This is a genomic window from Mucilaginibacter sp. KACC 22773 (genome assembly GCF_028736215.1).
GTDB lineage: Bacteria > Bacteroidota > Bacteroidia > Sphingobacteriales > Sphingobacteriaceae > Mucilaginibacter.
The window spans coordinates 506,350-522,698 of record NZ_CP117883.1; the positions used below are offsets into that span (position 1 = coordinate 506,350).

Here is a 16,349-nt window from a genome sequence, read left to right on the forward strand (position 1 = left end):
CAACCACAATCAAAAGTATTATTTTACTGAAGCAGCGCTTTTGTTTTGACTTATAAGGTTTACGATATTAATAAAAAATAATCTGCAGTAAAAGTATCAACACAGCAAAATGAGGCGAATTTTTCTTTTTATTTCGTGTTTATGCCAGCTTTTTTCCGGATTGTGTTATTCGCAAACACGCGATCTTAAATTTAAACAACTTAGTACAAACGAAGGCCTTTCCCAAAGCCATGTAGTAACCATCATTAAAGATAGCCGTGGCTTTATGTGGTTCGGGACCGAGGACGGCCTTAATAAATACGATGGTTATAAATTTACCCATTATAAGCACGATCAGAATAACAAAGCAACCATCATTGACAATTATGTACTATCTATAATGGAAGACGGTTCCCATAATTTATGGATTGGGACCGAAAGCGGACTTGACAGATTTGACCGCGCCACAAACACGTTTATTCATTATTCCGATCATTCAACTTTCTCCGTAAGGTCTGTTTTTTTGGATAGCAAAAAGAGGATATGGCTGGGTACCAGTAAGGGTTTATATTTATTTAATGCTGCAAATGGTTCATTTAAAAAAATTACGTACGCAGGCAAAAATACAAGCGGTTTAATTAACGGGTTTATATATCAGGTTACCGAAGATAATAATGGCTGGTTATGGATAGGAACTGATGATGGCCTGTGTCATTTTAATCCCCAAAACGGTGAGTTTATCCGTTATGTTCATGATGCTGCAAACAACAACAGTATTGGCGCCAGTTGGATAAAAGCCGTATATAAAGATAGCAAGGGTAATATTTGGGTGGGTACTCATGGCGGAGGGCTGGCATTGTATAATAGTAAAAATGATTCATTTATAAATTTTAAACACGACCCTAATAATAGTAACAGTATTTGCCATAATGATATTCTTTCGATGCTGGAAAGCGATGGAAAACTGTGGATAGGGACCGAAAATGGCGGAATAAGCGTGCTCGATTATTCGGCCAACAAGTTTGTTTGTTACAAATTTGATGCAAATGATCATTACAGCCTTAGCAGTAACTCTGTTTACTGTTTATATAAGGATGACGCAGGGAACACCTGGATAGGCACTTATTCGGGCGGAGTTGATTTTTTACCGGGGTTGGGCAACAAATTCAATTCATACAGCCAAAACCCAAACAACCCCAATAGTTTAAGCAACAATAATGTGCTGGCCATATCCGGCGATGATACCGACGAAAATATTTGGATTGGCACCGATGGAGGTGGCCTGAATTTATTTAACCGAAGGAAAAAGACCTTTGTTCATTACCTGCATAATGATAATAATACCAACACTATAAGTAATAATTATCCAATGGCTATAGTGCCGTTAGATAAAAATCTTATTGCAATTGGTTACCATATTGGCGGGCTCGACTTGTTTGATAAAAAAAAGGGGACTTTTATACATTATATGCCCCAGGCAAATAATATGCGCAGCCTCTCCCTTTCAGATATTAACAATATGTATAAAGACCATGATGGCAACATATGGTTAGGTACCTGGAAAGGGGGGCTTAATTATTTTAATGTAAAAACCGGTCTCTTTACCCGATACAGGAACAATCCGCTTGATGATAACAGCGTAGGCAGCGATATTGTTACTACCGTATACCAGGATAAACAGGGCAATATGTGGATAGGTACCGATAATGGCTTGGATATATTAAACCCTAAAACCGGCCGTTTTACACATTACAGGCACGATGAGGGAAAGAAACACAGCTTATCAAACAACACTGTCGAGTCGATTACCCAGACTGCTGACGGTGATATGTGGATAGGTACAAACGGCGGCGGGCTTAACCTTTTTAACAAGCGCAGCCAAACATTTACGATATACACCGAAAGGGAGGGTTTGCCGAATAATGTGATTTACACTATTTTGAAAGATCATAAGGGAAACTTTTGGCTAAGTACCAACAAAGGGATTGCCAGGTTTAATCCAAAAACTAAAGTCGTCAGAAACTATGGCATTTCAGACGGGTTGCAGGGAGATGAGTTTAAAAGCCACTCTGCTTTTCAAACTGCAGACGGAGAGTTTTTTTTTGGTGGCGTAAACGGATTCAGCACTTTTTATCCTGATAGTTTAAAAGATAATGACTTTATTCCTCCTGTTTATATAACCGGGCTGCAGATTTTTAACAAACCTGTTATCCCTGGCGATAAAAACTCACCGCTTCAAAAAGATATCAGCGAGACAAGCGCTATAAACCTGTCCTATAAACACTCGGTACTTACATTTGAATTTGCGGCACTGAATTATACCATTCCCGAAAAAAATCAATATGCTTATAAGCTGGATAACTTTGATAAGGATTGGAACTACGTTGGCACTAAGCGGACAGCCACTTATACAAACCTTGATCCGGGTACATATACATTCAGGGTTAAGGCATCAAACAACGACGGAAAATGGAATAACAAAGGCACAGCCATTACTATTTATATTGCGCCTCCTTTTTGGCTCACCTGGTGGTTTAAATTAATTGTGGCTTTAGCTTTTATTATTAGCGGACCGGCATTTTATATTATTCGAACCCGTTCTATATTAAATCAAAAGGCCGAGCTTGAGCGCCAGGTAAAAGAACGTACCGAGCAGCTGGCGCGGGCAATAGAGGTGGAGAAAAAATTGGCGCTTGAAGCCGAGGAAGCCAACCGGGCGAAAAGTATATTTTTAGCTACCATGAGCCACGAGATCCGCACGCCAATGAATGGGGTAATCGGGATGGCCTCTTTACTTGCCGAAACACCTTTGAATGAAGAACAACTAACCTTCACCGAATCTATACAAACCTGTGGCGAAGATTTGCTGGCAGTTATTAACGACATTTTAGATTTTTCTAAAATAGAATCGGGCAATATGGAACTGGAGGAAAAGGATTTTAGCCTGCGCACCTGTATTGAAGAAGTTTTTGATGTTTTTGCCTTAAAAGCGGCCCACCTAAAGCTCGATTTGGTTTACCAGATTGACTATGATGTACCCGCGCAAATTATTGGCGATAGTTTAAGGCTTCGACAGATCCTGATTAACCTGATAAGTAACGCTATCAAGTTTACCAAAAAGGGCGAAATTTATGTGGCTGTACATTTGCTCAGTACTTCAGAAGATAATCACATCGAATTAAGCTTCGAGATAAAAGATACCGGCATTGGTATTTCTGCCGATAAGCTGCACCGGTTATTTAAAGCATTTTCGCAGGTCGATTCATCAACCACGCGTCAGTATGGCGGTACCGGGCTTGGGCTGGTTATAAGTGAGCAGCTGGTGAAGCTAATGGGCGGTAAAATTAGCGTGGAGAGTGAAATTGATAAAGGGAGTACTTTCAGGTTTAATATTCATACGCAAAGGAGTTTACTGCAAGATGCCGTGCAAATAAACCATAGTATGAATGGTTTTGAAAAAAGCGAGATTTTGATTGTTGACGATAACGATACCAACTGCAGAATTTTAAAAGGCCAGCTGGAGCAGTGGCAGCTAAGCCCTGTAGTAGCAAATTCAGGCGAGCAGGCGCTTGACATCTTGTCGCGTCCCCATAATTTTAAGCTGGTTATTACCGATATGCAAATGCCGTTTATGGACGGAATTGAGTTGGCCAATTTAATAAGGGCCAAATTTCCAGATTTACCAATAATGCTTTTAAGTTCGATAAGTTATATTTTCCATAAGGATAATCCGGATCTTTTTTGTTCCATATTAACTAAACCCGCCAAGCAAAACAATTTATATAAACACATCATAAAAGAGCTTGCCAGGCACGTAAATTCAACCAGTAACGAACCGCAGCAGGCCGATACCGCCAAACATAAACTGCCCGATAATTTCTCGGAAAGGTACCCATTGCATATTTTGGTTGCCGAAGACAACCAGATGAATCAGAAATTAATTATGAAGGTTTTGAGTAAACTGGGATATGAAGCCGATTTGGCGGCCGATGGCCTGGAAGCCCTCGATTTGGTTAATAAGAAAACATTCGATGTGATTTTGATGGACGTACAAATGCCCAAAATGGATGGCCTGGAAGCCACGCGAATAATAAAAAAACGTTTCCCCGAACGTCCTTTTATTATCGCGATGACAGCCAACGCGCTGCAAACCGACCTGCAAATTTGTATAGACGCCGGTATGGACGACTATATAAGCAAGCCATTTAAACTGGATGATTTGGTGAACAAGCTGGAAAAGTGGGCTTTGAAGGATAATGCAGATATTAAACCAGGCAAGTTTTGAATGGCTTAATATAGAATGATTTGCGGGATGTGGTAATTGGCAATTAATAACATCCTAAATAGTTCCGGTTATTATGCAGGGTTACCTGCCGGGGTGTATTAATCGCCCTCGGTTAAAAATCCCTTATCAACTATTTTGAACTTTGCTATAGTTTCAGATAGGATTTTTCTTTTGTCCGAAGTTGCTTCTTTCATGCTTTCAGCCATAAAAGAAACAAGCAGTTCAACATGGTTCCTGTAAATTTTGCTTTTGCCATAAGCATCTATATACACGCCTGTTTTTTTCCTGAGGTGTGAGAAAGCAAATTCAATTTCATCAAAATCATTCTGGCCGATTTCGAATAATATCTTTTTTCTATTTCCGTCGAACAAATCATAAAAATCTATAGCCATATTTTTTACTCACTATAAGTGGCAATTTAAGTTGTTAATAAACTCAGCCTGTATAAAAAGCCTCCCTTATCTGCACCAAAAGCAATCCGGCTTTATCCATGTCCGGCCTTTCGGGCAGGGCTGATGTTTCATAGGCGGCTTTTACGCTTTCCATTTTTTCTTCCACCATTTTCATCAGCTCGTCAAACTCAAATTCGCCGGTGCGGATCTTGAGTAAAAAATCACGGTCATTGCGTTTCACTATTACTTGTTGATGCAGGGCTATTTCTTCGGCCATATTGAGCAAGCGGAAAGTGTGCATCATATTTTTGGCATCGTAGCTTTTACCGTGAGCCAGCGTGCTTTGGTACCGCAAATCGTTCCGTTTATCTTCCCACTCCTGGTACTCCTTATATTCCCGGCAGTAAATGGAATAACTATCTTTATTAAAATTCATCACCGCCAGGTTTTCAATCCCCTTGGGTACCTGGCTTAGCTGAACATCATCAGCCTCGGTGCCCGATGCTATTCCTTTTAACCGGCCTTCTGTCAGCTGGCTTTGATGGTATAATAAATATACATTCCTGAAATGGTCCAGGTTAATAAGGCCGCATTGTTCCTGGGTGTAACTGTTTTCCCTGAGCCATTCCTCTAGCGGGATACTGCCGTTGTTGTGTATCACATAGCAAAAATCCAATACCGATTTACGGTTGCCATCCATTGGCCGGTTTATTTTTTTGTTGAGGCCCCGTGCTTTTTTTATTTGCGTTTGCGCATAGCCTGCAAAGGTATCCATACACAGTTTTGATAAAAAATCGGCGGGTTTAACCAGATCCATTAGTGGATGGCAAAACAATACATGTTCAGCCGGAGTGTTTAGCAACTCCAGGATATTGGGGTTGTTTTTAATCAGCAGATCAAGAAAACGGCCTATCTCAAAATAAACCTCATCATTGCTGGCGTTGGCTATCTGCTCCTGCCGCTCAAAGCCATACAGTTGTTTTTGCGGCATCATGAAGATGCCTTTTTTGTCTACATCCGATCCGGCCACGTTGAGGTTATACGCGGTGCTGCCGCTTATGCAATCCAGCAGGATGAGTTCTTTACGTAGTTTTAATTCCTTGTAGTCCATCATAGTATATGCCTCCTGAATAGCTCATTTAACGGCTGCGCCGGTTGCTGTTCTGATGTAAATTGCTGCAATTGTTCCCTGCACTGATTCAGCGTATCTGCCAGCCATTCATTTAAGATATTAACCGGCTTTATCATCGCTTTTTCATCGGCCATTTGTTTTTGTGCCAATAACACGTCTATTGCATCCTGTATTTTGTTATCGGCTAACAACACACGCAGCTTATCAAATTCCATTGGCGGTACGGTTTGTTTTTCCACTATCCATCTACAGGCAAGCGCCGGGCGCAAAGCGTAAAAATATCGTTTAAGTTTTACCTCCTCAGCCTGCAAATCATTCCGAAGGGTATTATGCGCCATAGATAAATAGTGGTTCCCGGCAGATCGTAAGGAAAAATAGCCGGGCATCAAGCTCCGCAGCTCATCAGCAAAAACATCATCCTGCCGGTATACTATCGGCGATTGCAGCCACTCGTATAAGGGCGCGTTTGATTTCATGAACAGTTTTAAAGTCTTCTTTAAATCCCAGCCGCCTATATCCAATACCTCGTTAACCGGCAGGCCAACCACATCGGGCATTTCAACAATGCTCAGATAATCGTTGGCAGGGCGGGAGTAGATAAACCGCACATCAAAATCACTATCGGGCGAGGCAAAGCCCCATGCCCTGCTGCCCGATTCGCAGGCGTACAGGATTTTTATATTTTCCGACTGCTCCAGTTCGAGCAGTTTTTGGAGGATGATTTGTTTCATGTTAAAATATTTTTCAAATGTAGAGACGCATAATTGCGTCTCCCGCAGGACAGTCTCAATTGCAAATCTTACACTTAAACGCGGGAGACGCAATTATGCGTCTCTACAAAAAATTACAATCTTGGGTCGACCGGCTCGCTTTCCATGGCCAGTACACCAAACACGCACTGATGCACACGCCTTAACGGCTCCTTATCGGTAAAACGCTGCAGGCCTTCAACGCCAAGCAAAAATTCGCGCAGGGCCAGGCCTCTTTTGGCGTTGAGCCCTCTCGATTTTAGCCGTTCCATATTTTCGGGCGCGGTATATTCCGGGCCGTAAATAATGCGCAGGTATTCCCTGCCCCGTATTTTAATGGCAGGCTGTATTAGCCCCTTTTTATCTTTTTCGATAAAATGATAGGGCTTAACTACCATGCCCTCGCCGCCTTTAGCTGTTAAAGCTAACCACCATTCTGTTGCCTCGTTTATGCTGGCAGCATCATTCAGGTCCACAACTTTATAAGGCGTTGTTAGCAATATGGCCGGATCATGTGAGCAGATCTTCGCAATCTGCTCCATATGCCACTCATGATTTTCGCCCGTCCATAGCTTCCCTTCGGATGCCATGATGTGGAAGGGGGCCAGCTTGTAATCGTCCAAACTGTTTACCGGCCAGCAATAGCGTTGGTAGGCGGCTGTAAAATGTTCTGCCTCTTTTTGCCTTTCACCGTACTCAACCAAAAGAGTTTCGCCATTGGCATCTCTGGCGGCCAGTTGCTTTAGAGCGTCGGTTACTTCGGCTAAAGCATGCGTGGCGGCCGTACCCACAGCGGCGTACTGCGTTTGCAATAAGGCTTGCGCTTTGGCGCTCCATGACATTAGCTCGGTATCCAGGCAAACCCAATCGGTATCAAAACGCTCGTAAAATCCCGAATTGATCAAAGCGGCATTCAACCTGCTCAGCAAAGCCTGCTCGGTATTTTTATCATTAAAAAATGCCCGGCCTGTACGGGTATAAATGCTGCCGATACCCTCATTGCTGATGCCGAAAGCCTTGCTGATAGCCGCCTCGTTTTTACCCACAATAACTACTGCCCTTGACCCCATATGTTTTTCCTGGCAAACTACCCGGCCTATTTCTGCAGCCTGGTAATAATCAAAAGCCTCGGTCGGGAACTCCAGGTAATCATCCAAAATGCTTGTTTTGCTTGGACTCATGGTCGGCGGCAAATAAATAAGCCATTTTGGGTTGATGGCAAAGCGGCTCATCACTTCCAAGGCTGCAATGGCATTCTCTTCCCTGATGGTGATATTGTTGCCCAGCCGTGTTTCTACAATTTGTTTCCCCATAAAATCGGCAATATCCAGTACCTGGTCGTTTTCCTGTTGCAGGGTTAAGCTTTCTGCCGATGGCTTAACATAATTTAATGGTTTTGCCGGTTCGCAATAAACCTCCTTCGCTTTTACAGTAACCAATTCTCTTTCGGGATAACGCAACGCCGTAAGCGAACCGCCAAATACGCAGCCGGTATCAATATCGATGGTATTGTTTAACCACTGCGCATGCGGTATCGGTGTATGCCCGTAAACCACCATGGCCTTGCCGGTATATTCGGCAGCCCAGTTAAGCCTTACAGGCAAGCCAAATTCATCTATCTCGCCCGTTGTATCGCCATATAAACAAAACTCGCGTACAGCGCCAGATCCCCGGCCCTGCATGCTTTCTTTTAATCCCGCATGGGCAACCACCAGTTTGCCATCGTCAAATACATAATGGCTTACTAAGTCATCAATGAATTTGCTTACCTGGTTCTTAAACTCAGGTGTTTCGCCGGCTAATTGCTCGATTGATTTTTCTAAGCCGTGCTTGGCCTGTACATTTTTACCATTAAGCCAGCGCATCAGTTTAACATCATGGTTGCCGGGTACGCAGTACGCCGTGCAGGCTGCTGTCATCGCCATTACCAATTTTAACACTTCGGGCGTTTTCGGCCCGCGGTCAACCAGGTCGCCTGCAAATACAGCTTTTCTGCCTTCGGGATGCGCCCAGGTTTCTGCATTGTTTACATAGCCTAATTTGCCCAACAAGGTTACCAGTTCGTCGTAGCATCCATGTATGTCGCCTATAATATCCAGCGGGCCGTTTTCATGCTTTTTATTATTATACAATGGGTCGCGGACGATGCCGGTTATCGCATCCACCTCCTCTGGCGAGCGTAATTCAATGATATTGCGGAAACCTTCATACTTCAGCTTTTTAAAACTGCGCTTTAACTGCGATATATGCTGCGGGATAACATGAGCGCCAAAATTACGGTCGGGCCGCAGAGCGTTCCTGGCGGCACAAACTTTTTCGGGCATATTCAGGATGATGGCTACCGGCAGGCAATGATACTCTTTGGCCAGTTTCACCCAGTCGCGGCGTGCTTCTTCCTGTACATTGGTAGCGTCTATCACGGTAAGCAAGCCGTTTTTTAAACGCAGGCCGGTAATGTACCTTGCCAGCGCAAAAGCATCTGCCGATGCAGCCTGGTTATTTTCATCATCGCTTACCATACCACGGCAGGTATCTGACGATATGATTTCCGTTGGCTTAAAATGCTTCCGGGCAAAACTCGATTTCCCCGAGCCGGTTGCACCTATCAGCACTACTAAAGCCAATTCGGGTATTTTTATATTTTTATCTCTTGACATTTCTTCTTTTTATTTTAATTCCTATGCCGCGATTCTTAAACAGGTTATCCATGAGGTGTTTTGGTTCAAATAACCATCGGCTTTTAACGCAGGCCACCACTCAACCCGGCTACACTGCGCTGGCCGACCTTCTCTCCGGCTGAAGCCGCAAAGAGGGTAACCCCATTTTTATTTTATTATTTTTTCGAGCCCCTCTATGCGACGTAGTCGGAGGAGGGGCAGACGGGCGCAGCCTAGTCGGGGTGAGTCGTCGCCGCCATGCGATATACGTCATTCCCCTTCAGAATTTCGCCAAATCCGAGTTATAACCCACTTTCCTCTTGCTTAAATACCGCCATCTGGCTTAATGCACCTACCTCGGGGTCAACCTCGCCAACGGGTTTAAATGATACGGTGTAGCCAAATTGTGCGGCCACCCGGTTTGCCCATGCTTCAAATTCGGGCCTTGTCCATTCAAAGCGATGATCGTTATGGCGCATTTTACCTGCTTCATGAGCGGCAAAACGTACATTATATTCGGCGTTGGGCGTGGTTATTACAACCACTTCTGGTTTGGCGTATTCAAACACCGATATTTCCAGGGCGATTAAACGCTGCTCGTCCAGGTGTTCAATTACTTCTACCAGGGCAGCACCGTCAAAGCCTTGCAGGCGTTTATCGCGGTAGGTTAATGAGCCCTGAATCAGCTGCACCCTTTGCAGCTGCCTTTCGGTCATCCGGTCCAGCTTCAGCCTATCTTTGGCAATTTCAAGCGAGCGGTAGTTTACATCCATCCCCAAAACAAACTCAAATTGCTTTTCGGCTAATAACAGTTTGATGAGGCGGCCCTCTCCGCAACCCAAATCAACCACGCGTTTAGCGCCGGCAGATAGTAATTCATCTTTGGCAGCCTGTAAACGCAGGTCATGGATGCGTAACTGCGGCTCTTCCGCATCATTTATTCCGGGAGCTTCCATTTCAGCAGCATCGGGGTCAGCCTGGTCTTTACTCAGTAAAACATCCAGTGTTTGGTTTGCCAATGAACGCTGGTCTTTCATGTACCGGCGAACTATGAGTTCGCTTGCGGGATGTGTTTCCAACCAGCCCTTGCCTTTAGCCAGCAATTTTTCAATCTCCTCGTGGTTTACCCAATAGTGTTTATCATTATCACATACCGGGATTAACACATACAGGTGCGATAGCAATTGCTGCAGGGTTACCTGGTTGCTTAACTCTACGGTAAAATATCGGCTAACGCCCCAGTCAGGGTAAGTTGTATCCAGCGGATGTTGTACAGCATTAATGGTATATCCCAAAGGTTCAAAAAGCGCTTTTAATAGTATTTCGCCTCCTTTAACAGGCAATACGGCAAGCTTTGCGGTAAAGGGCATGGCTATATCAACCAGTTCAGGCTTGCCTTTACAACGGCCGTTAAGGGCTGATGAATAGGCCTTGGCTATGGCTGCGCTCATGAACGAACTGGCTACATAAGGCCTGTCGTTCACGTATTGCTCCAGTGCAAAACCGTTCCCTTTCGGGCCTGCGCTGCGTACCAGGCCTACAGGATCTATGTCCAGCAGCAAAGCGGCAGTACATTTTTGCGCGCTTACCTCCGGGTAAAATATATGGGCCTTGCCCGAAGAAATATCGACAGACTGGATCTTCGCCGGATGCTTGTGCAGCAAAAAGCTCAGATCATCGGCCGGGAAATGGGTGGTGGATATAGTGAGTAACATAAATTGATAGCTGCGCTTAATGTATAATTATTTATTGATGTTTTGTAATAGGATACAAAGTAAGGAGGGGAGTGCGCAGCCTTTTTGCGTAGTAGATGGAAAAGTTGTGAAATGTGAATTTATTATGGGGATGAATGGTGCATTTAGTATGGCGGCGAAGACTCACCCGCCCGACGCTGCGCTGGGGCACCCTCTCTCTTCTGCTGCGCAGGAAAGAGGGGCTTGAAGGTTGGAAGTTGTTTTATTACTTTCTCAGAGAAAAATAAATGATGAATTTTCAAGCCCCTCTTTCCAACCGCAGGTTGAAGAGAGATTCTGTGTTAATTATCAAATTCTTTTTAATTTTGTTTTCTTAAGGCGGCTTTATGTCAGCCTGTTTAGGGCGGTATAACTTCGTGTTTTATTCGCCCTAACTCTTTTAAGCGGTTGCTATATTTTCTTTTTGTAAGTATTCTTTATCATATTTCTTTTCCGTTGTCCAGATCGTATAGATCATTTCCAGTATTTTTCGTTGTACAGCTACTACTGCCTTCATTTTGATCCCATGTTTAGATACCAGCCTGATGAATATGGCTTTAAAGCGCTCGTCGTGCCTTATAGCGGTTAAAGCTGGCATGTGCATCGCTTTCCTCAGATGTCTGTTCCCCCGCTTTGATATCCTTGGTTTTCCCTTGACTGATGTACCTGAGTCTTTTACGATCACATCCAGACCTCCCAAACTTACAACTTGCTTCTTATTCCGGATCAGTTCAAATCCATTGGTCTCGGCAACTGCTGTTACGGCCGTTAAACCTCCTACTCCTGGTATTGACATGATAAGGTTTATCTTTCTATGAAGCTCTTTGTCCAATTTTACCAGTTCGGCTATTTCCCGCTTGATCTCCTTTTCCTGCCCGTTGAGTAGTTTAATCCGTTGGTTTGCCCGGTATAAACTCCTATCGTTAGGAAAAGCTTCTGCCTGTTCTGCATGCAATTGATTTTTAGTCATTGTACGGTCGGCTACAATCTGGTCCCGTTCCCGTGTCAGCTGTTTCAAATCCCGGAATATCTTTTTAGGCTTCTGCCATACTTTAAGGTTTCTTTCTAATCCAAACTGGCAAATAGCCTCCGATGCTGTTTTGTCTGTGATCGTTTTTATCTCCAATGTTTTCATGTAACTACTGATCTTATTCGGCAGTATAATACTTACTTCAAAGCCCTGATCGCTAAGATGATAAGCTGCTTTTTCATGGTAAACACCAGTTGCTTCCATTACATAATGGACATTTACCTGGTTATCTGTATGTTTCTTTATCCATACCAATAACGCTGTAAACCCCGACGGCTTGTTGGCAAATGTTTTGTAAGCATACACTTCTTTATGAAGGGATCGATCCATCCGTCCTAAAGAAACTACCAGTTCATTTTGCGCCACGTCAATGCCGGCTACCTGTTTTAAAATCTTTGTCATCACCTGATTTGATTAATAATATCAAAAGTGAATAACCCCTCTTCGTTTGCTCTCCTGGTTGGATATCCTGGATATATCGCTATGCAATATTCCTTACATTCTGTTCAAACTCTAAAGGGTAAAAAGAAATGAGGCAGGATCTCTCTCTGAACATACCTTAATGGTTGTTGGGGTCGCCATCTGCTCTCATTTCCTTTTCACTTTATAATGCAAATCTATTTGCTTATATTATGATAACAAACATAGGAGGGTGGCGGGCGAAGCCTCGCCGGGTGAGTCTTAGCCAGCGTTCAAAGCCAATGCTCGTGTAAAACCATACACATCAGAATTAACCAATAGCTATCCCCCCTCAAACATTTAATTTTTATTCCCCGCAATACCACGTACTATTGTAAACCAATATAATCCGTTTATGAAACCAATTTTTAAAATAGCCAGGGCTTTTGTTTTGCTGCTGTTAAGCCAGACATGTTTTGGGCAGGCTACAACCAATGTGCTGCCCGACTGGGCTTTTGGCGGTTTTGCGCGCCCTGCAAAGTTGAACCCTATTATATCGCCCGATACCAGCCTCACGTTTATTGACCCGATGAGTAAAAAGCCGGTGGCCTGGGAGGCTAACGATACTTTTAACCCTGGTGCAGCCGTTAAAAATGGCAAGGTGGTAGTTTTATACCGGGCCGAAGACAAGTTTGGTATTGGCATCGGTTTCCGCACATCGCGGCTGGGTTATGCCGAAAGCAGCGACGGCTTGCATTTTACAAGGCGAAAAGCCCCCGTGCTTTACCCTGCTAACGACGCTGCCAAACCCTACGAATGGCCCGGGGGCTGTGAAGACCCGCGGGTGGCCGTTACTGCCGGTGGTACATACGTTGTGTTTTATACCGAATGGAACCGTAAACTGCCCCGCCTGGGCGTAGCTACCTCAACCGACCTGATTCACTGGAAAAAGCACGGGCCTATTTTCGAACAGGCTTATCGTGGCCAATTTTTTAACATCGCCAGTAAATCGGCATCAATACTCACCAAGGTGGTGAATGGCAAACAGGTGATCATTAAAATCAATGGGAAATACTGGCTGTATTGGGGCGAGCAGCATGTGTACGCCGCAACATCAACCAATTTGGTTGACTGGGCGCCGGTGGTGGATAAGAACATGGAATTGAAACAACTGATATCGCCACGCCCAGGCTATTTTGACAGCGACCTTACCGAGTGCGGCCCGCCCGCGTTGATGACCGATAAGGGAATCATATTGTTTTATAACGGCAAAAACAAACCAGCAGAAGGCAGGGATACCAGGTTTAACCCCAATTCGTACTGCGCGGGGCAGGCTTTGTTTGATAGTAAAGACCCGGCTAAAAATATTACCAGGCTTGATCTGCCTTTTTTGCGGCCGATGGAGCCATTTGAAAAAAGCGGGCAATACGTTAACGGAACAGTGTTTATTGAGGGGATGGTTTACTTTAAAAAGAAATGGTATCTGTACTATGGCTGCGCCGATTCGAGGGTAGGGGTGGCGGTTTATGATCCGGCCAGTCCGGCTAAGCCCGATCCGGTTGGGGGGAATTAGGGCTAAGTCTTAAGCCTTAAGTTCTAAGTCCAAAGTCAATTTATTCTTGTTGATGTAGAATTTGAAGGTTTCGATGAAAGGCAGCCCGCTTAATAGTATTAAGGTGTATAATCAAAAGCTAATTAATTCTTTTCTGACTTAGAACTTAAGGCTTTAGACTTAAGACTAAAAATTTAAGGGCGCATACTTTTTAAGCACGTAAGTGTGCACCCTTAAACACACAGACCAAGAGATGATCTGCCTGCGCAAAGAGGTCGTTATAAAGTTCTTCCTAAAATGAGAACGGCCCGTGGCTGCTGCCGAACGGGAACTTATTAACCCGCCCATACGAATGGTCGCAACGCGTGTGATCGCGGTACATTTTGGGGTTAAGACTTTGGCAGGGTACTGATTCAGATTTTGTAGCCTCAGCTTTCTCTGGCTGGTTAACTACAGTGACATTTTTCTTCATGACGACTTCTCCTGATATTTTGGTTTATTTGAAATTGGTAGTATGAAGTTAAGCACAAAATCGCTCATTTACAATAGGGTTGAGAAGAAAAAAATATTATTTAATAAGAGATGCTTTCCACTTTGAATAAGAAGAAAAAAGACTTTTATCTGAAGCAAGAAAATCACGTTATGATTTTAGATGTCTTGTTATGAGTGGAAACCATAGATAACAAAAACGATATTTTCTTGTGGTTAATTTATAGCAGCTCCTATTGGTTCTTTTTATGCGATCTTGATTGCCGATTTCTTTTTTATCGAATGAAAATATTTGATGATACCGATTTTGAAATCTATCTTCATATTTTAGATGTAAGTCTTCCATTTTAAGACTGTTATTGTCTATTTTTAAAAATTCATCCTCTTTAAACACTGTAAAATATGCAGATCTCTCGGGGATATACTTGTTGGCTTTAAGCGCATTGTAATTGGGGATAATATCTGAGGCCTATTTTTGTACCATAACTGATCGATCTTTGTTAGTTACTTCCAAATTGTAAATATTGCCTCTTATGCAGATAACAAACGGCTCAACTTCATTTCCAAAATCGGTTCTATAGTTAAATCCAGAGTTTTCTCTTTTTTTAATCGTTCTAAAAAAGCCAATAATACCTAAAATAGAGCCTATTAGGTATAAGATGTCTTTTGCTATGTTTATAAAAGATGACATTATTCTTAATTATTAGTGAAAGCAAATAATTATATCACTTAATATGTTATTCCTTTATGATGTAATATGTTTTGGAATATTTTAGATAGCCATCCCATTCGACCTTTTAGTTTTACAAAATCTATGAATACCTCATCTTTTTCAGAACCACCGCCATACCTAAATGTGGTGCTGCTTGGGTCAAAGTCATTAAAAGATACTATCGTGTTTTCAAGCCATTCGGGAGGCTTTAAATTAAACTCATTTTTTAATAACACCGTTAGCTTATTATATAAATGGATCAGATTGTGATTTTGCTTATACTCACCGGTAATAACTTTTAAATATAATTCGATAGAATGTCTGTAATTGAACATTATAGGGCATATTAGCAGCCAAGCCTCCTCGTTTTCTACAGCAATTTCGGTCAATCGATCGCCGGCAAGTTTATAGGCCCTTGCCAGTGGCAATAAATCTGCAAATGAAGATAATCCAGCAAAAATTGCCCCGTGTGTCCATGTTTCGTCAATATCCTCAGGTGGGTCAATGAATATAGGAGTTAATGAACTTATCAAATCAGTAATATATGGATTCTCAAATTGATCTTTTCTATTTAAGCCAATCTTTATACACTCGATATCGGGATCGTCTTCCCATTCCGTATAAATATGTGCCATAACTCTTATATCCTCTAATTGAAATTCCCTCGTAATCCCTTTTGATGGATTAGCTTTGACGCCCATATATTCAGAAAACATAAATGCCCATTTTTGAATGATCACCTTATCTACTTTTAAGATTCGGGCAGCATCGGCAACAGTAAATTTTGATTGATATTTAGTCATAGCCAATTCTAAAGTAGTTAATTATTATCTTGTTGATGATACAAAATAAAACAGCCACTGCGCAGTCTTTTTGCGCAGTAAAAAATAATTTATTATTTTAACGGTCTAAATAAACTTATCGCAATGGATCAACCTACAACACCCCCAGTTACCACAGTACAATTTTGTAAATTAAGAATTGAGAATAAGTTGTTTTACAGTAGCGAACAAGATGTAGTGATTGATTTCGGATTAAAAGATAATCCCGTTTTTAAGGAAAACGATGCCATAATACAAGCTACATTAAAAGTGACAGAATACTACACCCTGGTAGATGCCTTAAACTACATGTCGTCAATAGGGTGGGAGGTGGTATTAGCCATACCTGTTCCCTTGCACAAGGGATCTTTAAATGTTGAATTCATTATGAAAATGCAGTTTAACACGCCAAACTAAAT

Annotated in this window: 11 protein-coding genes; 3 read left to right on the forward strand and 8 right to left on the reverse strand. The window is 42.7% G+C overall.

The genetic code is table 11. From position 1 onward, the window contains the following. Positions 1-109 precede the first annotated feature (109 nt). A complete protein-coding gene (locus tag PQ469_RS02155) occupies positions 110-4,264 on the forward strand; it encodes a hybrid sensor histidine kinase/response regulator (RefSeq protein WP_274211518.1) in 4,155 nt (1,384 codons plus the stop codon). A gap of 98 nt (positions 4,265-4,362) precedes the next feature. Here PQ469_RS02155 and PQ469_RS02160 read toward each other — a convergent pair whose 3' ends face one another. The 6 genes from PQ469_RS02160 to PQ469_RS02185 form a co-directional block, all read right to left on the reverse strand. Continuing rightward, a complete protein-coding gene (locus PQ469_RS02160) occupies positions 4,363-4,656 on the reverse strand; it encodes a hypothetical protein (RefSeq protein WP_274211519.1) in 294 nt (97 codons plus the stop codon). Between the two features lie 43 nt (positions 4,657-4,699). Continuing rightward, positions 4,700-5,770, reverse strand: a complete 1,071-nt coding sequence (locus PQ469_RS02165) for a DNA polymerase beta superfamily protein (protein WP_274211520.1) — start codon at positions 5,768-5,770, stop codon at positions 4,700-4,702. After that, a complete protein-coding gene (locus PQ469_RS02170; protein WP_274211521.1) occupies positions 5,767-6,519 on the reverse strand; it encodes a nucleotidyltransferase domain-containing protein in 753 nt (250 codons plus the stop codon). The genes PQ469_RS02165 and PQ469_RS02170 overlap by 4 nt, the downstream gene beginning before the upstream one ends. Before the next feature lie 113 nt (positions 6,520-6,632). After that, complete coding sequence (locus PQ469_RS02175) at positions 6,633-9,194, reverse strand: polynucleotide kinase-phosphatase (RefSeq protein WP_274211522.1); 2,562 nt, start codon at positions 9,192-9,194, stop codon at positions 6,633-6,635. A gap of 302 nt (positions 9,195-9,496) precedes the next feature. Next, a complete protein-coding gene (locus PQ469_RS02180; protein WP_274211523.1) occupies positions 9,497-10,909 on the reverse strand; it encodes a 3' terminal RNA ribose 2'-O-methyltransferase Hen1 in 1,413 nt (470 codons plus the stop codon). Positions 10,910-11,327: 418 nt separating this feature from the next. Continuing rightward, a complete protein-coding gene (locus PQ469_RS02185) occupies positions 11,328-12,359 on the reverse strand; it encodes an IS110 family RNA-guided transposase (protein WP_274211337.1) in 1,032 nt (343 codons plus the stop codon). Between the two features lie 412 nt (positions 12,360-12,771). Between PQ469_RS02185 and PQ469_RS02190 the strand changes: the two genes are divergently transcribed. Further along, positions 12,772-13,929 carry a beta-1,2-mannosidase gene (locus PQ469_RS02190; RefSeq protein ID WP_274211524.1) on the forward strand — a complete coding sequence of 386 codons (1,158 nt, stop codon included), beginning with the start codon at positions 12,772-12,774 and terminating at the stop codon, positions 13,927-13,929. A gap of 937 nt (positions 13,930-14,866) precedes the next feature. Here the strand turns inward: PQ469_RS02190 and PQ469_RS02195 are convergent. Beyond that, complete coding sequence (locus PQ469_RS02195; protein WP_274211525.1) at positions 14,867-15,088, reverse strand: hypothetical protein; 222 nt, start codon at positions 15,086-15,088, stop codon at positions 14,867-14,869. A gap of 38 nt (positions 15,089-15,126) precedes the next feature. Then, entirely contained in the window at positions 15,127-15,912 is a 786-nt protein-coding gene (locus PQ469_RS02200) for a hypothetical protein (protein ID WP_274211526.1), read from the reverse strand. Positions 15,913-16,035: 123 nt separating this feature from the next. Between PQ469_RS02200 and PQ469_RS02205 the strand changes: the two genes are divergently transcribed. Further along, on the forward strand, positions 16,036-16,347 hold the full coding sequence (locus PQ469_RS02205; RefSeq protein ID WP_274211527.1) for a hypothetical protein: 312 nt from the start codon (positions 16,036-16,038) through the stop codon (positions 16,345-16,347). Positions 16,348-16,349 lie beyond the last annotated feature (2 nt).